The organism is Pseudomonas sp. SWRI179 (assembly GCF_014268705.1).
GTDB lineage: Bacteria > Pseudomonadota > Gammaproteobacteria > Pseudomonadales > Pseudomonadaceae > Aquipseudomonas > Aquipseudomonas zanjanensis.
Genome location: NZ_JABWRA010000002.1, coordinates 51,960 through 76,434 on the forward strand (window position 1 = coordinate 51,960; position 24,475 = coordinate 76,434).

The window sequence follows — 24,475 nt, forward strand, 5'->3', positions numbered from 1 at the left end:
GACATGGGCAGTGAGTCTTACTGGCTCGATACCGCACCGGCATTCACCGGTGCCCAGCTCGGTGCGTTGCCCGGGCAGGTCGACGTGGCCATCGTCGGCGGTGGTTTCACTGGCCTGGCCGCGGCCCGGGCCCTGGCCTTGAAGGGCGCCAATGTGGTGGTGCTGGAAGGCGGGCGGGTCATTGGCGAAGCCTCGGGGCGCAATGGCGGCCAATGCAATACCGGCGTTGCCCAGGACTACGCGGCACTGAGCGCCAGTCTCGGCGCCGATAAAGCACGCGCCTATTACCAGGCCTATGAAAGCGCCGTGCAAAGCGTTGTCTCGCTGGTGGAGCAGGAGCAGATTGCCTGCGACCTCAAGCGCAATGGCAAGCTCAAGCTGGCGGCCAAGCCCCTGCATTACGAAGGCTTGGCGCGCACCTGCGAATTGATCCGGCGGGAGGTCGATGCCGAGGTCGAGTTGCTGTCTGCCCAGGAGACCCTCGCTGAAGTCAATTCGGCCCAGTTCCATGGCGGCTTGCTGCAACGCAACGGCGTGCAGATGCATGTCGGGCGTTTCGGGGTCGGGTTGGCCGAAGCCGCATCTCGTCACGGCGCGTTGATCTTCCAGGGCGTGTCCGTCACGGACTGGAAAGCCAGCGCCGGTGGCTATCGGGTCAATACCACCAAGGGATCGCTCCACGCCACGCAGGTCCTGCTGGCCACTGGCACCTCCCAGCAGGGTGGGTTGGGCTGGTATCGGCGGCGGATCGTGCCCGTGGGCAGTTTCGTGATCGCCACCGAGGTGTTGCCCCAGGCGCTGATCGACAACTTGCTGCCGGCCCATCGCTCCTATGTCACCAGCCGCATGATCGGCAACTACTTTCGCCTGACGCCGGACAACCGCCTGCTGTTTGGCGGGCGTGCGCGGTTCGCCATGTCTGACAGCGTGTCGGATGCCAAGAGCGGCAAAGTCCTGCACGCAGCGATGGTGCGGATGTTCCCGCAGTTGGCTCACGTGAAGGTCGATTATTGCTGGGGTGGTCTGGTGGACATGACCTCCGACCGACTGCCCCGGGCCGGCCAGCACGGTGGCATTTATCACTCCATGGGCTACAGCGGCCACGGCGTGCAGATGTCGGTGCACATGGGCCAAGTCATGGCCGACGTCATGGCCGGCAAGGTCGAGGCCAACCCTTGGCGCGAGCTCGATTGGCCAGCCATCCCCGGACATTTTGGCAAGCCCTGGTTCCTGCCCCTGGTCGGTGCGTATTACCGCCTTCAAGACTATTTGCACTGAGTGGCGGGGGACGCTTCACGTTTCAACACATTGCGTTAATCGCGAGCCATCGAGCCTTATCACTTCCGAAAGGTAGAACTGACATGACTGACAAAAAAAACAGTATCGACACCCAGCTGATAACAGGTACGGAAAGTCTGCGCATCTTCGAAGGGCTCAATCGCGGCATGTCGCGCCGCAATGCTTTGCAAATGCTCGGATTGGCCGGGGTGACGGTGGCGAGCGCGGGTAGCCTGTTCGGCGCCGCCGGCAAGTTGTTCGCCGATGAGCAGGCCGCAACCCCTGGCAAAGGCAAGCCTGGCGGTCGCATCCGTGTCGCAGGCTCGACCAGCTCCACCGCCGACACCCTGGACCCGGCCAAAGGTTCGTCGTCCACCGACTATGTGCGCCACTACATGTTCTATAACGGGCTGACGCGTTTCGACAGCCACATGGTGCCGCAACTGGAACTGGCCGAGCGTATCGAAACCACCGACGCCACGCTCTGGGTGATCAGCCTGCGCAAGGAAGTGACCTTCCACAATGGCAAGGCACTGACCGCCGCCGACGTGGTGTTTTCGTTGTTGCGGCACAAGGATCCGATCACCGGCTCCAAGGTCTTGCCGCTGGCGTCGCAGTTCGCTGACGTCAAAGCCGTCGGCACCCATGAAGTGCAGATACAGTTGACCGGCCCCAACGCTGAATTGCCGTCGGTGCTGGCCGTTTCTCACATGTTGATCGTGCCAGAGGGCACCAGCGATTTCAGCCAGGGCGTCGGTACCGGTCCGTTCAAGGTCAAGGAGTTCAAGCCTGGGGTGCGTTCCATTGGCGTGCGCAATACCAATTACTGGAAACCCGGCTTGCCGTACCTGGACGAGATCGAATTCATCGGCATCGCCGACGAATCGTCACGGATCAACGCCCTGTTGTCAGGGGACGTGCACATCGTCAACGAGGTCAACCCGCGCTCGACCACTCGCATCAAGGACAGCGCCAAGCACCGGGTCATTGACTCACCGTCGGGCAACTACACTGACTTGATCATTCGTCAGGACCAGATGCCTGGCAAAAGCCCGGAATTCACCCAGGCCATGAAGCTGCTGCTGGATCGGGAACAGGTCAAGTCGGCGATCTTCCGGGGTTACGCCAGGGTCGGCAACGACCATCCGATCGCCCCCGGCGCACGCTTCTACAACGCCGAACTGCCGCAACGGGCCTACGATCCGGAGCAGGCCAAGTTCCTGCTCAAGAAGGCCGGCATGGCAGACATCAGCATGCCGCTGATGTGCTCGCCAGCGGCGACCGGCTCGGTGGACGTCGCGGTGTTGCTGCAGCAGTCCGCCAAGGAGGCCGGGCTCAAGCTCAACGTCAACCGCCTGCCGAGCGATGGCTATTGGTCCAACCACTGGGCCAAGCACCCGCTGAGCTTTGGCAACATCAACCCACGGCCGAATGCCGACATGTTGTTCTCGCAGTTCTTCCAGTCGAGTGCGCCGTGGAATGAGTCCGGCTGGAAAAACGAACAGTTCGACCAGCTGTTGATCCAGGCCCGCGGTGAAACCGACGAGGCCAAGCGCGGCAAGATGTACGGTGACATGCAAGTGCTGGTGCATGAGCACTGTGGTATTGGCGTCCCGGTGTTCATCAGCAACATCGACGGTGCCGATCAGCGCGTCAAGGGCTACGGCGCCAACCCCCTGGGCGGTTTCATGGGCTACATGTTTGCCGAGCAAGTCTGGCTGGACGCCTGATGAACGTCGGGTTTGGGCCATATTGCATGAGGGTCGGATGATGAACAGCAACACACTCTGGTTGATTGGCCGCCGCCTGGGGGCGGCGGTCGTGACCTTGTTGATTGTCTCCATGGTGGTATTCGCCATCACGGCGGTACTGCCGGGAGACGCGGCGCAACAGGCGCTGGGGCAGTTCGCCACGCCAGAACAGGTGGCGGCCCTGCGGACGAAAATGGGTTTGGACCAGCCCGGTGTGTTGCGATACCTGCACTGGCTGACGAGCCTGCTCAGCGGTGACCTGGGCATGTCCATGTCCAATGCCATGCCGGTCATCGATCTGATGGCCGGCCGGGTCCCCAACACGTTGATGCTGGCGGCTGCCACCGCGTTGGTGTCGGTGCCTGTGGCCTTGGCCCTGGGCATCGGTTCGGCCATGGGCCGGGGCGGGCGCATCGACAGCTTCCTGAGTTTTTTCACCTTGACCATGGTGGCGGTGCCGGAATTCCTGGTCGCCACCTTGGCGGTGCTGATCTTCGCGGTGAACCTGGGCTGGTTGTCGGCGCTGTCCTACGCCAGTGACATCACCTCACCCTGGCAATTCATGCGCACCTACGCATTGCCGGTCATGACGCTGTGCTGCGTGATCGTCGCGCAAATGTCGCGCATGACCCGGGCGGCGGTGATCGATCAGCTCGACAGCCCTTACGTGGAAATGGCGCGGCTCAAAGGCGTGAGCAATATCCGCATCGTACTTCGGCATGCCTTGCCCAATGCCATCGGCCCCATCGCCAATGCCATCGCCCTGAGCCTGTCCTACTTGTTGGGCGGGGTGGTGATCGTCGAAACGATCTTCAACTATCCCGGCATCGCCAGCCTGATGGTCGATGCCGTGACCAACCGCGACATGGCCCTGGTCCAGGCCTGCACCATGTTGTTTTGTACGGCGTACCTGGCGTTGGTCTTGATTGCCGACCTGTGCGCGATACTGTCCAATCCGAGGCTGAGAAACCAATGAACAACCTCATTGTGAAGTCCCCGACGGCGGCCGTTGCGCTGGGGTTGGGCAAAGACGCCCACACCAAGTCCTGGCTGGGCCTGGTCGGTGCTGCGATGTGTGTGATCTGGTTGCTGGTGGCCATCTTCGGCCCGTGGCTGGCGCCACATCCGGTGGGGGAGGTGGTCTCCGACAACGTGTTCGACAGCCTCAGCGCCACGTATCCGTTAGGCACCGATTACCTGGGCCGCGACATGCTCAGCCGGATCCTCGTCGGCGCGCGCTTCACCGTCGGCCTGGCGTTGGTGGCCGCGGTGTTGTCCAGCACCCTGGGAACCAGTCTGGCATTGCTGTCGGTGGTGTCGCCCAAGTGGCTGGATGAGTTGATCAGTCGCCTGATGGACGCGTTCATTTCGATCCCCAGCAAGATGCTCGCGCTGATCATGGTCTCGGCCTTCGGCTCTTCGGTCACCTTGCTGATCTGTACGGCGGTGTTGAGCTATACCCCCGGCGCCTTCCGCATCGCCCGCAGCATGGCGGTGAATATCGAGGCCCTGGAATACGTGCAAGTGGCCCGTACCCGGGGCGAGCGTCGCCTGTACATCGCTTGCGTGGAAATCCTGCCGAACATCCTCAACCCGGTGCTGGCGGACCTGGGCCTGCGCTTTGGTTTCATCGTGCTGTTGCTCAGTGGCATGAGTTTCCTGGGGCTGGGCGTGCAACCGCCGGATGCCGACCTGGGCTCGCTGGTGCGCGAGAACATCGGTGGGCTCAATCAAGGGGCACCGGCTATTGTGATTCCAGCACTGGCCATCGGCACCCTGACCATCGGCGTGAATCTGTTCATCGACCGGTTGTCGTCGCGACGTAGCCGACGTTCGGGAGGACATTGAAATGAGCGAGTTGATTCGAGTACAGGACCTGCGCGTGGTCGCCTGTGGCGAACGCGGTGAGGTGGACATCGTCAAGGGCGTCAGCTTCTCCCTGGAAAAAGGCGAAGTGTTGGCGTTGATCGGCGAGTCCGGTTCCGGCAAGACCACCATCGCCCTGGCGCTGCTCGGTTATGCCCGGCGCGGGTGCCGACTGGCGGGCGGCGTCGTGCAAATCGGCGAGCATGACATGCTGGCGTTGGGCGAAAGCCAGTTGCAGAAGTTGCGCGGCAATCGGGTCTCCTATATCGCCCAGAGCGCTGCAGCAGCGTTCAACCCGGCGAAGAAACTCATCGACCAAGTGGTGGAAGGCGCCCTGATTCATGGCCTGGGTAGTAGCGCAGAGCTTGAGGCCAAGGCCATCGAATTGTTCCGCGACCTGGCCTTGCCAGACCCTGAACGCATCGGCCAGCGCTATCCCCACCAGGTGTCCGGTGGGCAACTGCAACGGGTGATGGCGGCGATGGCGCTGATCAGCGATCCGTTGCTGGTGGTGCTCGACGAGCCGACCACGGCCCTGGACGTGACGACCCAGATCGATGTACTGCGGGCCTTCAAACGAGTGGTGCGTGAACGGGGGGCCACGGCGGTCTATGTGTCCCACGACCTCGCCGTCGTGGCGCAGATGGCTGACCAGATCGTCGTGCTCAATGGCGGTGAAATCTTCGAACACAGCGCCACGGCGCCTTTGCTCAAGGCTCCGGCCCACGAATACACCCGCAGCTTGTTGGCAGCGGCGCGGCCGGACACGACGATCCGTCCGCCGAGCGACATCGCCCAGGACACGCCACTGCTGACCATCCAAGGGCTGACCGCCGGCTACGGCAACAAGAACGCCCAGGGCATGCCAGCGATTCGGGTGTTGGAAGACATCGACCTGACGGTTCGCCGAGGCCAGGCCATTGGCGTCATTGGCGAGTCGGGTTCTGGCAAATCGACCCTGGCACGGGTCGTGGCCGGATTGCTGGTGCCGGCCCTTGGCGGGCTGACCTTCGATGGCCAGCCCTTGGGGGGCAGCCTGTCGTCGCGCACGAATGAGCAGTTCCGACGCATTCAAATGGTCTTCCAGAATGCCGACACTGCCCTCAACCCGATGCACAGCATCAGCACGATCCTGAGCCGTCCGCTGAAGATGTACTTCGGCCTCAAGGGCGCGGCGTTGCGCGAGCGTATCGGCGAATTGCTGGACCTGGTGCGTTTGCCGCGCACGATGGCGGACCGACGCCCGAACGAACTGTCCGGCGGCCAGAAGCAACGGGTCAACCTGGCCCGGGCCTTGGCGGCCAAGCCGGACCTGATCCTCTGCGACGAAGTGACCTCGGCGCTGGACACCGTCGTCGGCGCGGCGATTCTCGAACTGCTGCGCGATCTGCGCCAGCAACTGGGAGTGTCTTATCTGTTCATCAGCCACGACATTTCCACCGTGCGCGCCTTGTGCGACGACATCGTGGTGATGTACAGCGGGCACAAGGTCCAGGCCGGTAGCCGCCAATCCTATGCCGAGGCGCCGTTCCATCCGTATACCGACCTGTTGATCCATTCCGTACCGGAGCTGCGCCAGGGCTGGCTGGAAACCTGCGGCGCAACGACTTGCCAGACGCTGCCGCCCGTTGGCCCGAAAGCCAATGTGCCCGGGCTGTGTACCTTCCTCAGTCGCTGCCCGGTACGGGTAGACGGGCTGTGCAATTGCGTCGCGCCGCAGCGGCGGATGATTGTCGGCGGCAGTGAGATCCTCTGCCATCACGATAGCGCCGAACTAATGAAAACCCAGCAATCGAACAATCTGACCGTGGCGGCATACGCATGAAACCCCGTGTATTGGATATTCTCAAACGGCTGATGGCCTTCGATACCGTCTCGTCGGAATCGAACATGGCCTTGATCGAGTACGTGCGCGATCTGCTGCTGACCAAGGGCATCGAGTCGCTGATCGTCCAGGATGAAAGCGGCCAGAAAGCCAATCTGTTTGCCAGTACCGGCCCCCGGGACGTGCCGGGGATCCTCCTGTCCGGTCATACCGACGTGGTGCCGGCGGCGGGGCAGGCCTGGACCGTCCCGGCGTTTGAGGCGACGGTGCGGGACGGGCGGATCTATGGCCGGGGCAGTTGCGACATGAAGGGTTTTATCGCACTGGCCATCGACGCCATGCTCGATGCCAGCGAGCAGCCATTGAGCCGGCCCTTGCAACTGGCGCTGTCCCATGACGAAGAGATCGGGTGCGTGGGGGTGCGTCGTTTGCTCGATGTGCTGCACCTGGCACCGGTTCGGCCGTTTCTGTGCGTCATCGGCGAGCCGACCAATATGCAGTTCGTGCTCGGGCACAAGGGCAAGGGTTCCTACCGCACCTACTGCCGCGGCCTGGAAGCGCATTCCTCACTCGCACCGCGTTCGGTCAATGCGATTCACGTGGCTTGCGATTTCATCGCCGCACTGCGCCAGAGCCAGCAGCAGTTGCAAGAGCAGGGGGCACGGGACACCGATTACGACGTGCCCTACAGCACGGTGCATGTTGGCCAGATTGTCGGCGGCAAGGCGCTGAACATCGTGCCCAACCTGTGCACCCTGGATTTCGAAGTGCGCAACCTGCCAGCGGACGACCTGGACGGGTTCCTCGAACAGATGCGCGAGCGGGCCGAACTGATCGTGAGCGAAGCCAAGAAGCTTTCCAGCGTGGCCGCCATCGAAATCGAGACCTTGAATGTCTACCCGGGCCTCGATACCCATCCGAGCATCGAAGCGGTGCGTTTCCTGAAAGACTTTGCCGCCCCGGACACCGGCACCGCCAAAGTCTCGTTCGGCACCGAAGGCGGGTTGTTCAAGCAACGCCTGGACGTGCCGGTGGTGGTCTGCGGTCCAGGCTCGATAGAACAGGCGCACAAGCCTGACGAGTTCATCGAGATCAGCCAGCTCGTCGCTGGCGAGCGTTTTCTGCAGGGGCTGTTGGGCTCGATGCGCGTTTGATCGCGTCACGGTAAAGCCTGCCGTCGAAGACTGATTTTCAGCATTCGACGGCTGTAGGACCGGCGTTTTCAGCATCCTCATCCATGGTGACTCAATAGACTGGAGACTGTCTCAGAACAGGACTCCACGCCATGCTCAAGAATCGCCTGAAAGACCCCAGCCTGCTGGTAGAACTCGCTTACATCGATGGTCAGTGGGTCGGTGCCGACAACGCCGCGACCCTGGACGTCATCAACCCGGCCACCGGCGAAGTGCTCGCCCGGGTACCGGCAATACAAGGCAGCGAAACCCGGCGCGCCGTCGAAGCCGCCGACCGTGCCTGGCCGGCGTGGCGTGCACGTCCGGCGGCAGAACGGGCGGCGCTGCTGGATCGTTGGTATCAGGCCATGATCGACAACCTCGACGACCTGGCGTTGATCCTGACCTGCGAACAGGGCAAGCCTCTGACGGAAGCCCAAGGCGAGATTCGCTACGGCGCCAGCTTCGTCAAATGGTTCGCCGAGGAAGCCCGACGGGTCTATGGCGAAACCATCCAGGCACCCAGCGGTGACCGCCGCTTGCTGACCCTCAAGCAACCGGTCGGCGTTTGCGCCGCGATCACCCCTTGGAACTTCCCCAACGCGATGATCACCCGCAAGTGCGCGCCGGCCCTGGCCGCCGGCTGCACGATCGTGGTCAAGCCATCGGACCTGACCCCACTGTCGGCCCTGGCCCTGGCCGTGCTGGCTGAGCGGGTCGGCATTCCCGCCGGGGTGTTCAATGTCGTCACTGGCATGCCTGTCGGCATTGGCGAAGAGCTGACCGGCAACCCAACGGTGCGCAAGCTTTCCTTTACCGGATCCACCGCGGTCGGTCGGCTGCTGATGCGCCAGAGTTCGGAGCACATCAAGCGCTTGAGCCTGGAACTGGGCGGTAACGCGCCGTTCATCGTGTTCGACGACGCCGACCTGGAACAGGCGGTGACCGGCATCATGCTCAGCAAATTCCGCAACGCGGGACAGACCTGCGTCTGCGCCAACCGAATCCTGGTGCAGGACGGGATCTACGAGCGCTTCGCCCAGCGTCTGGTGGAGGAGGTGGGCAAGCTCAAGGTCGGCGATGGCCTGGATGACGGCGTAAACATAGGCCCGCTGATCAATGCGGCGGCGGTCAGCAAGGTCGCTCGACACATTGACGAGGCGTTGAGCCAGGGCGCGCGTCTACTCTGTGGTGAGATTCCCCAGGGCGACAGCCAGTTCGTCCAGCCGACGGTGCTCGGCGAAACCCATGCCGGGATGCTGCTGGCCAACGAAGAAACCTTCGGCCCGGTGGCACCGCTGATGCGCTTTCGCACTGAAGAAGAGGCGCTGGCCTCGGCCAACGCAACGCCTTATGGCTTGGCCGCGTATTTCTTCACCCAGGACCTGCGCCGCTCATGGCGGTTCGGCGAGGCGTTGGAGTTCGGCATGATCGGTCTCAATACCGGGCTCATTTCCATGGACGTCGCGCCCTTTGGCGGGATCAAGCAATCGGGCCTGGGGCGTGAAGGCAGCAAGTACGGCCTGGACGAATTCCTTGAAGTCAAAGCCTTCCACATGGGTGGGTTGTGATCCGGTCAGCGTTTGAAGAGAGGAGGCACGGTTGATGAGCAAACCATTCAGAATCGCCGCGATTGCCGGCGACGGCATTGGCAAGGAAGTCTTGCCGCAAGGGTTGCGGGTATTGGAGCAGGCCGCAAAGAAATGGCAATTGGATTTGAGCATTGAAGTGCTCGACTGGGCCAACTGCGATTATTACCTGGAGCACGGGCAGATGATGCCCGACGACTGGTTCGAGCAGCTCAAGGACTTCGACGCGATTTATTTTGGCGCCGTGGGCTGGCCGGACAAGGTGCCGGATCATATTTCCCTGTGGGGTTCGCTGTTGAAGTTTCGTCGGGACTTCGACCAGTACGTGAATATCCGTCCGGTGCGGTTGTTTCCCGGTGTGCCGTGCCCGTTGGCAGGGCGCGAAGCCGGGGACATCGATTTCGTGGTGATTCGCGAAAACACCGAGGGCGAATATTCTTCGATTGGCGGCAAGATGTTCGAAGGCACCGAGCACGAGTTCGTGCTGCAGGAGTCGGTGTTCACCCGCCGTGGCGTGGACCGGATCCTCAAGTTCGCCTTCGACCTGGCCCAGACCCGGCCGCGCAAGCGCCTGACCGCGGCGACCAAGTCCAACGGCATTTCCATCAGCATGCCGTACTGGGACGAACGCACGGCCCTCATGGCGCAGCAGTACCCGGACGTCACCTGGGACAAGCAACACATCGACATTCTGTGTGCGCGCTTCGTGCTTCAGCCTGATCGTTTCGATGTCGTCGTGGCGTCGAACCTGTTCGGCGACATCCTGTCCGACCTCGGGCCGGCCTGCGCTGGCACCATCGGCATCGCGCCGTCGGCCAATCTCGACCCGGAGCGACGTTTTCCCTCGCTGTTTGAACCGGTTCATGGTTCGGCGCCGGATATCTATGGGCGGGACATCGCGAATCCGATTGCGATGATTTGGTCTGGGGCCTTGATGCTGGATTTCCTTGGCAATGGCGATGAGCGTTATCGTGCGGCTCATGATGGGATTCTCAGGGCTATCGAGCAGGTTATCGCCGAGGGGCCGATTACGCCTGATTTGGGCGGGCAGGGTTCTACTCAGGAGGTGGGTCAGGCTGTGGCGATGGCGCTTTGATTGGCTTGCTCGCGATGAGGTCAGCAGGCCCAGCCTCCATGTGACTGAACCACCGCCATCGCGAGCAGGCTCGCTCCCACAAGGGGGCTGCGGTGTACGCGAAATTTTGTGTACGCCACCGGTCCCTGTGGGAGCCGGGCTTGCCCGCGATGAGGCCAGCAGGCCCAGCATCCATGTGACTGAACTACCGCCATCGCGAGCAAGCTCGCTCCCACAAGGGGGCTGCGGTATACGCGAAATTTGTGTACGCCACCGGTCCCTGTGGGAGCCGGGCTTGCCCGCGATGAGGCCAGTCAGCCCAGCATCCATGCGACTGAACCACCGTTATCGCGAGCAAGCTTTGCTCCCACGGATCTGATGGGTGTACGACTGGGAGAGCCAGGTCGGCTTTAAGGCCGCCTCGTGGTTAACGGATATTCACACCAAGAAAAGCTACACCAGGCGATCACTTGCAAACATAGAACTTGCGCACATAGACACTGCTCTTCCACGCGCAGGGAGCGCCTCGCGGTACGAACACTGTATCGCCCGTGTTGACCGCCAGTTGGGTGCCATCGACTTGGAGAATGATGCTGCCTTCGACCAGGTACATCAACTCATGCATCGTATGGGGCCGCGCCCTACGGACATAAGGTGTCGAATCCCAAATGCCGATGCGCAGGTTGGTCGCGTCCTCGACGAACAAGTTGTTCGAGCGACATTGCGGTGTCGGGCTCAGCAAAAATTCCTCAGGCGGTGGCGTCGAAGGGGACAGCAGGGTGTGCGGGGGTAAAGCGGTCAGCCCGACATTACCCACTTCAACAGGCTGGATATCGGCACAGAATGCCCAGAGCGAGCCAGGTTGCGCCTCGATCCGAACCGATGTACCGCGGGCAATCACGGCGCTGTCACCCGGATTGAGTTCGAGCGAGTGATCCTGGCTCTGCAGGGTGACGTGTCCCGCGTGGACCACGATCGTTTCACTGTAGGGGTATGCATCGACGCTGAATGGCCCGCTCGCCTGGACGATGCCGGCAGCCATGTCATCCGTCCCGACATAAGCGATCTGCCGGTCAAAAGGATCGTTGGCTCCCAATGAGCCGGAGGTGAATGCGGTTGACGCGGGAGTGCCGTTGGCATGGGCCAACAGCACGGCAGTGGGTTCTCGCATGAGGGTGTTTCTCCGGGAGTGGACGGTATGGGGGGATCAGCCGATGGCCTGGGTCACCAGCGCAAATTGGTGCACGCCGCCGCTGGCCTGGGGCGGGGTCCCGCGGGCCATTTGGGCGACGGTGTCGACTTGCTTCAGCCCGGCTGTTTCCAGCCACGGACCGAGGCCGCTGTCGGGCAGTACATCCATGCGCACAAAAGCATCCGGTACTTGCGCCAATAGCACTGCGATCAGGTACTTGGCCTGCTCTGGATTTTCTGCCACGACCGGGCCGATGTAACGACCGCGGCCGAAGGGACGCAGAATGGCGAATCCGCGCAGTTGTCCATCGCGCTCGATGCCCACGATGTCGTCGACACTGTCGAACAGATCGTTGAGCACGGCATGCCGGTCCAGGCCGCTGCCGGCATTGGCGAGTTCGATCACCTCGTTTCGATCGGTGTCGGTCAGGCGGCGCAGACGCTCACCGGATGGCAGGTCCGTGGGGGCAGGGGGCAATACGTTCCCTTGATGCTGCTGGATATGCCCAAAGTCAACGAATCCCTGGCTGGCATAAAGGGGCGCGCCGGCCAGCGTCGCATTGAGCACGGCGGTCCGCGAACCGCACGCTTCGAGCGCCAGTTCCATCAATCTGCGCCCGATGCCCTGGCCCTGGTACTCATCGCTGACGATCACCAGGCCAATCGTGGCGTAATCACCCTGCGGGCAAGTGAACGCGGTACCGATCAAACGCCCTTCGTCCTCGACGACAAAGCCTTGGGAGGCACGCTGCAGCATGGCCCAGTCTTCCAAACGGTGGGGCCATTTCAACTGCACGGACAAGGCATGGGCCGCCGCCACATCGGCAGCGGTCATGGGGCGATAGGCATAGACAGGGCGTTGCGAGTTGGACATGACAGATCTCCATGGACAAGGGAGCGTGACCGGTCGGATTTCTCCGCTGAAAGGATTGGTATCTCACCTGCCGCCAGGCCTGACAAGAGGCCGGCATCGATTCGGTAGATTGCATAAGTTGCGGCTTCACGCGCCGCAGTTATTGCTCAAATCCGCAGCCGGCCCAGCAGCAAATATCAGCGGTTTTTTCGTCGGTGCTTTTCGTCGACGCGTGGGCGATGCGGGTCAATAACGTCGCTGGCGGTCAATCTGGCCGAGCATCGATTCGCCTCGTTGATGCCGACGGATATTGTCCAGCAGCACGCCAAAGGCACTTTCGGGTTGGGTCATCGCCGCGATATGCGGCGTCAGCAATATCTGCGGATGTTGCCAGAACGGGTGATCCGGTGCGGCCGGCTCCTGTTGCAAGACGTCGAGCACCGCGGCACTGAGCTGGCCGCTGGCCAACGCCTCAAGCAGATCTGCTTCTACCAGGTGCCCACCGCGGCCCATGTTGACCAGCGCCGCGCCCTGGGGCAGGTGTTGGAACATTTGACGGTTGAGAATCCCTTGGGTCTGCTCGGTCAATGGCAAGACACAGATCACGATGTCGCATTGGCCGAGGAACGCCGGGAGTTGTTCGTCACCGGCAAAGCAATCCACGCCAACGATAGTGTGTTCGCTGCGTGCCCAGCCAGATAAGGCGAAACCAAAGGTCTTCAAGGTGGCCAGGATCTGCTGGGCCTGCATGCCAAGCCCCATCACGCCGACCCGACGCTGGGCCGCCGGTTGCAGCAAGTGCGCCTGCCAGCACCGGGCGAGCTGTTGCTGGCGATAACGAAGCATATCCCGGTGCAGGCTGAGCACGGCGAAACTGGCGTACTCGCACATGCCCCGGGTGATGCCAGGATCGAGTAGACGCACCACCGGCAGGGGCATCGGCAGGCGATCAAGGTCAAGCTGGTCGACCCCGGCCGACAACGCAAACAGCACTTCAAGATTCGGCAACACCGTTTCGAGGTCGTCCGGCGCCTGCCAAGCGGCGAGGTAGCGAATGTCCTTCGGATCGCCGATGTCCGGCCAGGCACGCCATTCGATATCCGGCGCGTGCTCGGCGAACAGACGCTTCCATTGTTCGCCGCGTACCGGGTCGGCTTTATAAAGCAGGGCCATGGGTCACTTCTCGTAAAGGATAGGGAACATCCAGCATGCCCGAGTGGTAAAGCAGGATGTATCAAAAGAGCCTGCGTAATCCGGCGACACTGCGTTGTATGGGGCGTTTGCCGGCAGATTCCATGGGGCTGGAGGCGGCTGAAGGAATCTGCTGTTTGCCAGTGTGAAAACAGTCGATCCGAATTTCCCAGAGGCCAAGTTCGGCTTAGACAATTGCGTCGAACGCTTAACCTGTGGAACACATCGCAACCGTTTCCCGGTTGCCTGGTTCACTGTGGGAGATGCCATGAACAGTAAAGTCGAAGAAACCCCAAGCTTGCTCCGTCAACGCGATCAATTCGTGCCACGGGGTCTGGTCACCGCGCATCCGCTGGTCATCGACCGGGCCCAGGGTGCCGAGCTGTGGGACGTGGACGGGGCGCGCTATCTGGACTTCGTCGGCGGCATTGGCGTCTTGAACATTGGCCACAATCACCCGAAGGTGGTCGCGGCGGTGCAGGCCCAACTGCAGAAGGTCAGCCATGCTTGCTTCCAGGTCGTGGCCTACAAACCCTACCTCGACCTGGTCAAGCGCCTGTGCGAGCTGGTGGGTGGCGAGCAAGCCTACAAGGCGGCGCTGTTCACGTCCGGCGCGGAGGCGGTGGAGAACGCGGTGAAGATCGCCCGCGCCCACACCAATCGTCCCGCCATCATTTCCTTCCGTGGCGGTTTCCATGGGCGTACCTTGCTGGGTACGACGCTGACGGGCATGAGCCAGCCCTACAAGCAGAATTTCGGTCCCCTCGCGCCTGAGGTCTTCCATACTCCGTACCCGAATGCCTACCGCGGTTTCAGCAGCGAAATGGCGTTGCAGGCCCTCAACGAATTGCTGGCGACCCAAGTCGCTCCGGATCGCGTTGCAGCGATCATCATCGAGCCGGTGCAGGGCGACGGCGGCTTCCTGTCCGCGCCGCCAGAGTTTCTCCAGGCGCTGCGGGCCCTGACCGAGCAACACGGCATCGTGCTCATCCTTGATGAAATCCAGACCGGCTTCGGCCGTACCGGCAAATGGTTCGGTTTCCAGCACGCCGGGATTCAGCCAGACCTGGTCACCGTCGCCAAGAGCCTGGCAGGTGGTTTGCCCATCTCCGGCGTAGTGGGGCGTGCGCACATCATGGACGCGCCCTTGCCCGGTGGTCTCGGCGGCACCTATGGCGGTAACGCCCTGGCGTGTGCGGCGGCGTTGGCGGTGATCGAAGCTTACGAACAGGAACAACTGCTCGAGCGTGGCAAGGCATTGGGCGAGCGGCTGCGTCAGGGCCTGCTGGGCTTGCAGGCACGTCACCCACGTATCGGTGACGTACGCGGCACCGGCTTCATGCTCGCCATCGAATTGATCAAGGACGATGAGGCCCGCAGCCCCGACGCCGAACTCACCCAGCAACTGATCGACCAGGCCAGGGTAGGCGGGCTGTTGGTGATCAAATGCGGGGTGTACCGCAATGTCCTGCGCTTCTTGGCTCCCTTGGTCACCGAAGAAAGCCAGATCGACGAAGCACTGAACATTCTTGAAGCAGCTTTGCTACGCGTGTTGGATTAATCTCAGGTCTCGGTCGGCACCTGTAACGAGGTGCTGACCGAGGGCATTTAGCGCAGATGGATTGATGAATGCATCATGGGAGGCGACACATGCACCTGACTGAATATCGCGCGCTGCTGATCGATTGCGACGAAGTCCTGGTCGATAGGGACTCCGGTGTCTGGACGGCCCTGCAACCCTTGCTCGACAACTACCCGGGCACGCCAGACAGGGACGCGGTGTTGGCGGAATTCGACGCGGCGGTGCGCGGGCTCTATCCGCGTTTCTCCGAACTCGGCTTCAGTGGTCTGTTGTGCTTTGCCCATCGTCAACTGGCAGAGCGCCTGGGGCTCAAGGTCAGTTGGGAGGAGGGCATGAGCTTTGCCCGTTCGGCAGGCAACTGGTCGCTGTTCGAGGACGCGCCCGGCGCGATGTTGTACCTGCGCAAATTCTATCGGTTGCTGGTGTATTGCGACCGCGATGCCGAGGATCGCGAGCCCCTCTGCGAGCGTTTGGGAATCCCTCCCGAGGACTTGCATTCCCGAGCGAACAATCCATTGGAAGATGGGGCATGGCTGCAGGCGAACGCGCTCAAGCCAGAAAACATCATGCAAGTGTCCAGGCCACCTGCACAAGCGCCAAAGTCAGCGGGCCTGTGCCTGATCCGCCGTGGCCATGAGCCTGATAATCAAGAATATTCTGCCGATTTCTACATCACCAGCATGGCCGACCTGGTCGCTCAGCATCAGCTATCTTTGCGCCGTTGAATTTGCTAAAACCACTGTCAACCTGAAGACAACCGAGGGGTACACGATGGAAGGTTTAATAAAACTAGACCGAATTGATATCAGTATCCTTGTTGAACTTCAAAAGGACGGTCGAATGACCAACGTCAGTCTCGCCGATGCCGTGGGGCTGTCATCCAGCCCATGCCTGCAGCGCGTCAAGCGGCTTGAGTCGGCGGGTTATATTTCCGGCTACAGGGCTCATCTCAACCTGGCCAAGATCACTGACTCGGTCACGGTCTTCACTGAAATCACGCTGAGCGACCACAAGCGCGAGGACTTCGCCAAGTTCGAATCCAATATCCGCTTGGTCGATGAAGTACTGGAGTGCCATTTGATCAGCGGCGGCTACGACTACCTCGTGCGTTTCATGACCTGCAGCATCCAGCATTATCAGGAAGTCATCGAAGGGTTGCTGGACAAGAACATCGGCATTTCCAAGTACTTCAGCTACATCGTCATCAAGTCCCCGGTGCTAAAGGATGGGGTGCCGTTGCGTAGGTTGTTGCGTCACTGATACATCCTGGCGGCAAACCGAGCTTTTGGACTGCTCACAAGCAACAAAAAAATTTGTGCTTGTAGAAAATTTATATTGATTTTTTTAAGGCGTGTGCGGCTTTAGCATGAATATGGCCTAAGAAGCCCGGCAGACAGCGAGCCCGTTGTCCGTTCGGAAATCAATAAAAATTGCAGCCCGGAGTCCCGATGAGTCTTTCTCCTTTCCACCTCGCAATCCCCGTGTATGACCTGGCCGCCGCACGCACATTCTACGGTGAAGTGTTTGGTCTTTCCGAAGGGCGCTCCAGCAACCAGTGGGTCGACTTCGATTTCTACGGCCATCAATTGGTCATCCATGAGCACCCTAAAACCGCTTCTCAAGAAAGCGTCCATAGCAACCCCGTAGACGGTCACGACGTACCGGTGCCTCATTTCGGGATCATTCTGGAATGGGCACAATGGGAAGCGCTGGCCGAGCGCTTGAGAGCCTTCGATATCAAGTTCGTCATTGAACCCTACATTCGATTCAAAGGGCAGGTGGGGGAACAGGCCACCATGTTCTTGTTCGACCCCTGTGGTAATGCACTTGAGTTCAAAGCCTTCAAGGATATGAGTCAGCTCTTCGCAAAATAATAAAAAACCTGGCGCGAATACATCGCGCCAGGAAATTTCAAATGAGCTGGAAGCTCATGAATCTAGCTACTGCCCTTAAGCAGTCCTTTCATTCCAAAAAAAAGGCTAGACATGAAACGTATCCCATTGGTTTGGCAGATCGTTGCTGGTCTGTTGCTCGGCGTGCTCGTTGGTTGGTACTTCAATACCCACCCGCAACATCAGGTTTGGGTCAGTACCGAAGTGCTTAAACCCCTCGGCGACATTTTCATCAAGATGATGAAAATGGTCGTTGTCCCCATTGTTTTTTGCTGCATGATCCTCGGCATTGCCGGGGGCGGCGATAACAAGTCCTTCGGTCTTATGGGGGCAAAGTCCCTGATTTACTTTTTTGCGATTACCACCCTGGCCATCGTGCTGGGGCTGTGCTTTGCCAATCTGTTCGAGCCTGGTCAGGGCACCCAGATTGCTGGCATCGCCCACAACGGTAGCTCGGCGGTCACCATTGAACCGTCCAAAGGTGCACTGGTCATCCTGCAAAACATCGTGCCGGATAACGTGATCGTGGCGATGTCGGAAGCGAAGTTGTTGTCGGTGTTGTTTTTTGCCGTCCTGCTCGGAATGGCGCTGAATACATTGCCCAAAGCGAAGAGCGCACCCGTCATTGCAATCATCCAAGGCTTTTCTGATGCGATGTTCAAGGTCGTGTCGTTTGTCATGGCGTATGCACCGATTGGTGTGTTTGGCATGATCGGAGCAACCGTTGCGACTTTTGGATTCGCCTCGTTGTTACCCTTGCTCAAGTTGATTGGCGTGGTCTATCTCGCGCTGATTACTTTTGCATTGGTTTTACTGGGGGGCGTTTGCTACTTGATCGGTGAGAATGTATTCAAGTTGATCAAGTATTTCCGGGATGAGTTGATTCTGGCGTTTTCGAGCGCTGCCTCAGCAGCGGTCATGCCGCAATTGATGACCAAGCTTGAAGCGTACGGCGTCCCTGCGCGTATCGTCAGTTTCGTCGTGCCAGTGGGCTATGCCTTCAACTTGGACGGGGCTTCGATTTTCCTCGGTGTGGCGACGATCTTCATTGCCCAGCTGTACGGCATCGATCTTTCATTGACTCAGCAGATCTTGCTCGTAGTCACGATGGTATTGACGTCGAAGGGCGCTGCAGGTGTGCCTGGTTTCGCGATCATTATTCTGTCGGCGACCCTGGCGTCAGCCGGGCTGCCATTGGAGGGGGTCGCGTTGATCGCCGGGGTTTTCAGGATTATCGACAGTGGAACCACCACCTTGAACGTCTTGGGTAACGCGATTGCGCCCTTGGTGATCGCCAAGTGGGAAAAGGCACCGCTTGTACGGAAAAATGCCGTGGGCGCTTAGAACGCCGGGGCAGCGACACAAAAGGGCTCTCCACGTAACAGCGTCGAGAGCTCTTTTTTATTGCCGATAAGGTTTATCTATTCATCATCGTGCAGACATCGTTCCTTGCCTTACGGGCTTTTCAGAACTTGGTCGGTAATCAACTGGACTAATAACTTTACCGGCTCGCTGAGGCTACGGCGCGCACGATGGACCAGGCCAATGTCGCGATGAAATGTGCGTTGTTTCAGGTCGATGGGGCGAACCCCGGCAGACCATTGCTGGTGGGCTGCCATTTCCGGCACCAACGCCACGCCGACTCCGTTTGCCACCAACTTGATAATCGCATCCAGCTCATCGAGCTCGCAGACTTCATGCAGAGGTATATGAGTTTCTCGCAAGAACCGATCAACCTGACGCCCGCCAAAAGATGAGCGGTCATACCGAATGAAGGGCTGGCTTGATAACAGCTCCGCCCAGTCGTCTCCTGGCATATCGGCAGGAACGATCAGGCGGTACGGTTCACGGGCCAAGGTGGTCCAGCGCAGGTCACTCTGCAGAGAGAAGGGTGGGCGGATGATTGCGGCCATATCGATTTCACCTGAATCGACCTGGTTCACCAGTTCCATCGAAAGGCCGGGAACGACGCGGGTCCTGCATTGCGGGGAGCGTTGGTGAAACTCAGCGAGTGCTTCCGGCAAAAAGGAGCGTTGAACGGAGGCAATCGCGCCAATGGTGACCAAGATGCTGGCCGATAGGCCCACCGATGTTGTGCCCAGGTTTTGGAACTGGCGCACCAGTTCCTGGCCCTGCAATAGCACTTGATGTCCCATGCGGTTGAGCTGGGCGGAGCGTCCCTTGCGGTCGAATAACGCCACGCCAAGCTCCGCCTCAAGACGTTGCATCTGTGCACTGACGGCGGCTTGGGTAAGCCCGATCTTGCTGCCGGCCGCAGCAAACGTGCCTTCTCTGGCCACCGCGATAAGTGTTTTCAGTTCTTTGATCATTCGAAAATAATAATGTTGTTTTGACGGGAAACATATTCATATTTTTTGTGGTTGCAGGGCAGACTTCGTCATCGCGTGTTCTTCGTAGAAGCTTGTAGACGACTGGTCTAATTTCCGGTAGGCTGCACCCACTATGAAGAAACCCGCTAATGAAATGCGCGAGCACATCCTTGATGTCGCCAGGGCGCTCATGACCCACAAAGGCTATACCGCCGTAGGTCTCAATGAAGTGTTGAGCACGGCGGGCGTGCCCAAGGGGTCGTTCTATTACTATTTCAAATCCAAGGAAGAATTCGGCCAGGCACTCCTTGATGAGTACTTTGACGAATATCTGTCGCGTATCGGCCCGATACTCAAGCAACAGGCCAGCGGGGCAGAGAGCCTTCTGACGTACTTCCAGTATTGGAGCGAAACCCAGCATGACGACTCGGTCGATAACAAATGCCTGGTCGTGAAGCTTGGCGCTGAAGTCTGCGACCTCTCCGAGGTTATGCGGCAGGTGCTGGAGAAAGGCACGACCCGGATCGTGAAGCTGATCACGGACAGCATCGAGCGCGGTATCAAGGACGGCAGCATCGTTACCCGTGACAGTGTTGCGCTGGCTGAGTCGCTTTACCAATTGTGGCTGGGCGCCTCGTTGATGGCGAAAGTGAACCGTTCCACTCAACCCTTTGAATCGGCAATGACCCTGACAAAAAGCTTGCTCGGTTGAGCTCGCTTTTTTTTGCCCGGGAACTAGACGACTGGTCTACTAAATAGAGACGCATATGATTGATAACAATCCCCACACTGATCTGTTCGAGCCCACTCGCATGGGGGCCATCGAACTCGCCAACCGTTTCGTAATGGCGCCGGTTACTCGTAGCCGCTACGCCGAAGACGGTGTCCCTGACGAACTGCACGCCACCTACTATGCCCAGCGCGCGTCGGCCGGCCTGATCATTGCCGAGGCGACCAATATTTCCGCCCAGGGCCGGGGTTATGCCGCCACCCCGGGAATCTGGAGCGATGAGCAGACCGCAGGCTGGAGGAAAGTCACCGAGGCCGTGCACGCTGAAGGTGGCAAGATTGTGCTGCAGTTGTGGCACGTCGGCCGCTTCTCCAGCGTCGAACTACAGCCTGACGGTCAAGCACCGGTGGCACCGTCTGCAATCAAGGCCGAGGGCAGTACCTACACGGCCGGAGGTTTCGTTCCGGTGTCCATGCCGCGAGCCCTGGAAGCCGACGAAATTCCCGGAATCATTGAGCAATACCGCGTGGCCGCACGGAATGCCAAGCGCGCCGGTTTCGACGGCGTAGAAGTGCATTCGGCCAACAGTTATCTGCTCGACCAGTTCTTACGTGACTCCACCAACCAGCGTACCGACCGTTACGGTGGCTCGATCGAAAACCGGGCGCGCCTAACCCTTGAAGTCACTCGCGCGGTGATCGAGATCTGGGGCAGCGACCGAGTAGGTATCCGTCTTTCGCCAGTGACGCCCGACGCAGGTAACACGCCGCCGGACAGCAACGTCATGGGCCTGTTCGGTTACCTTGTGCCCGAGCTGAACAAGCTCGACCTTGCCTACGTGCACTTTGTCGAGGGCGCCACGGCGACCAGCCGCGACGTCCCCGAAGGCGTCGATATGGATGCCTTGAGCGGCCTGTTTACCGGGCCTTATATCGGTAACAACAACTACGACCTGGACATGGCCATCGAGCGCCGCGCTCAGGGCAAGATCGACGCCGTAGCCTTCGGCCGCCTGTTCATCTCCAACCCTGATCTTGTCCAGCGCCTGCGCCTGGGGGCCGAGCTGACGATTGCTCCGCGTGAGAGTTACTACGGTGGCGGCGCCAAGGGCTACATCGACTGGCCCAATGGCAACTACTGAGGCTGCTGGCGGAGTAACCCCAGTGCTGTCCATGGGGATCGCCACGGCTCTCGTTACCCCCATGTGCCTAATTCCCGGGCGCAGGTAGAAGGATCAAAACATGAATTATCTGGATCAGAAAGTCGTCGTCATCACCGGTGCCTCTTCCGGTCTCGGCGCAGCTTCCGCGCGTGCCTTGGCTGCTTGTGGAGTACGTATCGTCGCAGCCGCCATCGATGGGCCAGGGCTGAACGCTTTCGTTGCGGATTTGCGTGCCAGCGGTGTGGACGCAGTTGGCAAGGTCACCGACGTGACCGACCTGGACGAGTCCCGCGCCCTGGCTCGATTCGCCATGGATACCTACGGCGCCCTCGACATCCTGGTCAACAACGCCGGCCTGATGCTGTTCTCCAACTGGGCCGATATGGTTGTCAACGACTGGAACAAGATGATCGACGTCAACATCAAGGGCTATCTCAACATGATCGCCGCGGTACTGCCACAGATGCTCGAGCAGAAGTCTGGCCACATTCTCAACATGGCCTCTGTGGCTGGCCATCAGGTAGGCGAGGCCGCTGGCGTGTACAGCGCCAGCAAGTTTTTCGTGCAAGCGATGACCGAGTCGATGCGCAAGGAGCTGGGGGTCAAGCACGGTATTCGTGCCGGCACGATCAGCCCCGGCGTGATCAACACCGGTTGGGCGGACAAGGTTGAAGACCCCGAGGGCCGCAAGGCCGCAAGGGCGCTTAACAAGATCGCCATTTCCCCGGACGACATCGGCAGGGCGGTGGTCTACGCCCTCAATCAACCTGCCAACGTCACTGTAAACGACCTGATTGTGTCCCCGACGCGGCAGGATTGGTAAGGGCGCATCGTGCTGGAAACCGGCGGGATTCCCCCGTCGACGCCCAAGCACTTTTCACACATTTAAAACCAGGAAAAACACCATGAACAAACCCACTTACGTGCAGGAATACCAAGCCATCGTCGACGTGCTGAACCAGTACAACGAAGGCGGCAAGCAGGCCAAGAGCAGCGTCATGAAACCGGCCTTCAGCGAGCAGGCAACCATTTTCGGTGTCGATGGCGAAGCCAAGTTGGTCGGCGGTGCGATCCAAGGCCTGTTCGATACCATCGACAACCCACCGTTCTGTCCTTCCCCGGAAGCCCAAGGTGTCATCGTCAACGTTGACATCGTTGGTACCGCCGCCAGTGCCCGCATCGATACCAACGATATCTCGGGCTTCTGTTTCACCGATTTCTTCAACTTGCTGAAGGTTGAAGGCAAGTGGACGGTGGTCAGCAAGATTTACCACACCCATATCGCTCCGTAATTGACGGTTTTTCAATGAGCCCGGCGTCAAACGATGCCGGCGTCCCACTGGCGCGTCCTGCGTCGCATTTGACTGGAGAGAAATCATGAGCAAGAACATCAAGGCCGTTCCTACGGCCGAATACGATGCTGTGATCGCGGTAGCGCAGAAATATGTCGATGGCCTGCGCATCGGTAGCGTTGAAGATGTGGCGCAGGCATTCCACAAGGATGCGGTCATGTACGGCTTCACCAACGGGGCGCTATTGGGTGGCCCGATTGCCAATCTGTTTGGCTTCATCGAGAAGAACGGTAAAGCCCCGGAGATCAAGACCCGTCTGGATGTGTTGGCGATTACGCCGACCACCGCGGTAGTGCGTGTGGACATGGAAAAAGACGCCATCGGCGCCGACTACAACGACTATCTGACGTTGATCCGGATTGATGGCACGTGGAAGGTCATCGCCAAGGTTTATCACCAGTACGAAGGCTGAGCGCTGTCACGAACCACTGGTCTTGGGTCATGCCCGCCGAGCGCGTGACCCCAGACGTTCCCCCCTTATGCTCATTGAAATCAGGCAGGCAGCGGCCTGTCAGGAGTCCTGCTATGCCTTCGGTTCACCACAACGCGCTGGTCAACAGCGACGCCACCCAGGTGTGGAGCGTCATCAAGCAATTCGCAAACATCAGCCAATGGCATCCGGTCGTTACCCGGAGCCTGATCGAGGACGGCCAGCCCGACGGCCTGGTCGGCTGCATCCGCACCCTGACCTTGCAGGATGGCGCCATCTTGCGCGAGCGCCTGCTGGCGATGGACGACAGCCAGTTGAGCTTTTCCTACCGTTTCGAGGAGGCGCCGTTGCCGGTGGACGACTACGTGATGACGGTAAAGCTGATCCCCATCAGTGGCCAGGACAAGACCTTGATTCAGTGGTCGGCGCGTTTCGACAACCAAGAGCCGGATCCCCAGGGGCTGCTGCTGGACATTATCCGTGGTCTGATTGTCAGTGGGCATGACAGCCTGCAAGCGTATCTGAACCGTTGAACGCTGGAGGTTGCCGATGAACAAACACATCGCCCCGGTACCGCTGGAGAAGGCCTTTCGCCTGATCAATCACGGCCCCACCGTCCTCGTCTCCGCCCGTCACGACGGCGTGGACAATGTCATGGCCGCGTCCTGGGCCTGCGCACTGGACTACTCACCGCCAAAGTTGACCGTGGTGCTGGACAAGGTCGCCAAGACGCGAGAGCTGGTAGAGCACAGCGGCCACTTCGTTATCCAGGTGCCCACGCTCGCCCAGCTCGACCTCACGTACCAAGTGGGCCACCGCAGCCTGTCTGACGAGGCGGACAAGCTGACGCGTAGCGGCGTTGAGTTGTTCGCCATCGATGGCCAAGACGTGCCGTTCGTGAGCGGCTGCTCGGCCTGGCTGGCCTGCCGCTTGATCGCCGAACCACACAACCAGGAGCGATACGACCTGTTCATTGGCGAGGTTATCGGCGCCTGGGCCGACACTCGGGTATTTCGCGACGGTCATTGGCATTTCGAGAGCGCCGAACCGGCCTGGCGTAGCCTGCACTACATCGCGGGTGGGCGTTTCTACGCGATTGGTGAAGCCTTGGACTCGCGAGACAAACTCGACTGATCAGCAGCACACCGTTTCAGTGTCTTGCCAAACAGTTCCAGCTGCGCCCATCGGTGCGGCTGCACAAAAGGG

At 60.1% G+C, this 24,475-nt stretch carries 24 protein-coding genes; 20 read left to right on the forward strand and 4 right to left on the reverse strand.

Annotated elements, in window-relative coordinates; translation table 11 throughout:
* Nucleotides 1-3 precede the first annotated feature (3 nt).
* From HU767_RS01575 to HU767_RS01610, 8 genes are all read left to right on the forward strand, one after another.
* On the forward strand, nt 4-1,278 hold the full coding sequence (locus HU767_RS01575; protein WP_186728309.1) for an FAD-binding oxidoreductase: 1,275 nt from the start codon (nt 4-6) through the stop codon (nt 1,276-1,278).
* An 83-nt stretch (nt 1,279-1,361) separates the two neighbouring features.
* Nucleotides 1,362-3,008, forward strand: coding sequence for an ABC transporter substrate-binding protein (locus tag HU767_RS01580; RefSeq protein ID WP_186705639.1), 1,647 nt, complete (start codon nt 1,362-1,364; stop codon nt 3,006-3,008).
* Between the two features lie 40 nt (nt 3,009-3,048).
* A complete protein-coding gene (locus HU767_RS01585) occupies nt 3,049-4,005 on the forward strand; it encodes an ABC transporter permease (RefSeq protein ID WP_186728398.1) in 957 nt (318 codons plus the stop codon).
* Entirely contained in the window at nt 4,002-4,877 is an 876-nt protein-coding gene (locus tag HU767_RS01590) for an ABC transporter permease (protein ID WP_186728310.1), read from the forward strand. The genes HU767_RS01585 and HU767_RS01590 overlap by 4 nt, the downstream gene beginning before the upstream one ends.
* A 1-nt stretch (nt 4,878) precedes the next feature.
* On the forward strand, nt 4,879-6,720 hold the full coding sequence (locus HU767_RS01595; protein WP_186728311.1) for an ABC transporter ATP-binding protein: 1,842 nt from the start codon (nt 4,879-4,881) through the stop codon (nt 6,718-6,720).
* Nucleotides 6,717-7,874 carry an acetylornithine deacetylase gene (gene argE / locus HU767_RS01600; RefSeq protein ID WP_186728312.1) on the forward strand — a complete coding sequence of 386 codons (1,158 nt, stop codon included), beginning with the start codon at nt 6,717-6,719 and terminating at the stop codon, nt 7,872-7,874. The genes HU767_RS01595 and argE overlap by 4 nt, the downstream gene beginning before the upstream one ends.
* Nucleotides 7,875-8,005: 131 nt before the next feature.
* Nucleotides 8,006-9,463, forward strand: a complete 1,458-nt coding sequence (locus tag HU767_RS01605; protein WP_186728313.1) for an NAD-dependent succinate-semialdehyde dehydrogenase — start codon at nt 8,006-8,008, stop codon at nt 9,461-9,463.
* Nucleotides 9,464-9,497: 34 nt separating this feature from the next.
* Entirely contained in the window at nt 9,498-10,577 is a 1,080-nt protein-coding gene (locus tag HU767_RS01610; protein ID WP_186728314.1) for a tartrate dehydrogenase, read from the forward strand.
* A 445-nt stretch (nt 10,578-11,022) separates the two neighbouring features.
* Here HU767_RS01610 and HU767_RS01615 read toward each other — a convergent pair whose 3' ends face one another.
* The 3 genes from HU767_RS01615 to HU767_RS01625 all read right to left on the reverse strand — a co-directional run bounded on the left by HU767_RS01615 (nt 11,023) and on the right by HU767_RS01625 (nt 13,773).
* Entirely contained in the window at nt 11,023-11,727 is a 705-nt protein-coding gene (locus HU767_RS01615; RefSeq protein WP_186705633.1) for a cupin domain-containing protein, read from the reverse strand.
* 36 nt (nt 11,728-11,763) lie between these two features.
* Nucleotides 11,764-12,621 carry a GNAT family N-acetyltransferase gene (locus HU767_RS01620; protein WP_186705632.1) on the reverse strand — a complete coding sequence of 286 codons (858 nt, stop codon included), beginning with the start codon at nt 12,619-12,621 and terminating at the stop codon, nt 11,764-11,766.
* Nucleotides 12,622-12,846: 225 nt separating this feature from the next.
* Nucleotides 12,847-13,773, reverse strand: coding sequence for a glyoxylate/hydroxypyruvate reductase A (locus tag HU767_RS01625; protein WP_186728315.1), 927 nt, complete (start codon nt 13,771-13,773; stop codon nt 12,847-12,849).
* Nucleotides 13,774-14,059: 286 nt separating this feature from the next.
* On the opposite strand from HU767_RS01625, the gene gabT reads away from it, so the two are divergent.
* From gabT to HU767_RS01650, 5 genes are all read left to right on the forward strand, one after another.
* A complete protein-coding gene (gene gabT / locus HU767_RS01630) occupies nt 14,060-15,352 on the forward strand; it encodes a 4-aminobutyrate--2-oxoglutarate transaminase (protein WP_186728316.1) in 1,293 nt (430 codons plus the stop codon).
* Between the two features lie 89 nt (nt 15,353-15,441).
* Nucleotides 15,442-16,098 carry a 2-haloalkanoic acid dehalogenase gene (locus tag HU767_RS01635; RefSeq protein WP_186728317.1) on the forward strand — a complete coding sequence of 219 codons (657 nt, stop codon included), beginning with the start codon at nt 15,442-15,444 and terminating at the stop codon, nt 16,096-16,098.
* A 46-nt stretch (nt 16,099-16,144) separates the two neighbouring features.
* Nucleotides 16,145-16,633 (forward strand): winged helix-turn-helix transcriptional regulator, encoded by a 489-nt coding sequence (locus HU767_RS01640; RefSeq protein WP_008146530.1) that lies wholly within the window; start codon nt 16,145-16,147, stop codon nt 16,631-16,633.
* 188 nt (nt 16,634-16,821) lie between these two features.
* The gene (locus tag HU767_RS01645) at nt 16,822-17,247 is read left to right on the forward strand and encodes a VOC family protein (RefSeq protein WP_186728318.1); all 426 of its coding nucleotides are present in this window, start codon (nt 16,822-16,824) and stop codon (nt 17,245-17,247) included.
* A 111-nt stretch (nt 17,248-17,358) separates the two neighbouring features.
* Nucleotides 17,359-18,609, forward strand: coding sequence for a cation:dicarboxylase symporter family transporter (locus HU767_RS01650; RefSeq protein WP_186728319.1), 1,251 nt, complete (start codon nt 17,359-17,361; stop codon nt 18,607-18,609).
* 110 nt (nt 18,610-18,719) lie between these two features.
* On the opposite strand, the gene HU767_RS01655 is transcribed toward HU767_RS01650, so the two are convergent.
* On the reverse strand, nt 18,720-19,595 hold the full coding sequence (locus tag HU767_RS01655; RefSeq protein ID WP_186728320.1) for a LysR family transcriptional regulator: 876 nt from the start codon (nt 19,593-19,595) through the stop codon (nt 18,720-18,722).
* 133 nt (nt 19,596-19,728) lie between these two features.
* Here HU767_RS01655 and HU767_RS01660 point away from each other — a divergent pair, with 133 nt between their 5' ends.
* The 7 genes from HU767_RS01660 to HU767_RS01690 all read left to right on the forward strand — a co-directional run bounded on the left by HU767_RS01660 (nt 19,729) and on the right by HU767_RS01690 (nt 24,403).
* A complete protein-coding gene (locus HU767_RS01660) occupies nt 19,729-20,307 on the forward strand; it encodes a TetR/AcrR family transcriptional regulator (protein ID WP_186728321.1) in 579 nt (192 codons plus the stop codon).
* A 55-nt stretch (nt 20,308-20,362) separates the two neighbouring features.
* Nucleotides 20,363-21,466: an alkene reductase gene (locus tag HU767_RS01665; protein WP_186728322.1), complete on the forward strand. Its 1,104-nt coding sequence runs from the start codon at nt 20,363-20,365 to the stop codon at nt 21,464-21,466.
* 100 nt (nt 21,467-21,566) lie between these two features.
* Nucleotides 21,567-22,310 (forward strand): SDR family oxidoreductase, encoded by a 744-nt coding sequence (locus HU767_RS01670; protein WP_186728323.1) that lies wholly within the window; start codon nt 21,567-21,569, stop codon nt 22,308-22,310.
* An 82-nt stretch (nt 22,311-22,392) separates the two neighbouring features.
* On the forward strand, nt 22,393-22,779 hold the full coding sequence (locus HU767_RS01675) for a nuclear transport factor 2 family protein (RefSeq protein ID WP_186728324.1): 387 nt from the start codon (nt 22,393-22,395) through the stop codon (nt 22,777-22,779).
* 85 nt (nt 22,780-22,864) lie between these two features.
* Nucleotides 22,865-23,251 (forward strand): nuclear transport factor 2 family protein, encoded by a 387-nt coding sequence (locus HU767_RS01680; protein WP_186728325.1) that lies wholly within the window; start codon nt 22,865-22,867, stop codon nt 23,249-23,251.
* Nucleotides 23,252-23,364: 113 nt separating this feature from the next.
* The gene (locus tag HU767_RS01685) at nt 23,365-23,802 is read left to right on the forward strand and encodes an SRPBCC family protein (protein ID WP_186728326.1); all 438 of its coding nucleotides are present in this window, start codon (nt 23,365-23,367) and stop codon (nt 23,800-23,802) included.
* Between the two features lie 16 nt (nt 23,803-23,818).
* Nucleotides 23,819-24,403 (forward strand): flavin reductase family protein, encoded by a 585-nt coding sequence (locus HU767_RS01690; RefSeq protein WP_186728327.1) that lies wholly within the window; start codon nt 23,819-23,821, stop codon nt 24,401-24,403.
* Nucleotides 24,404-24,475 lie beyond the last annotated feature (72 nt).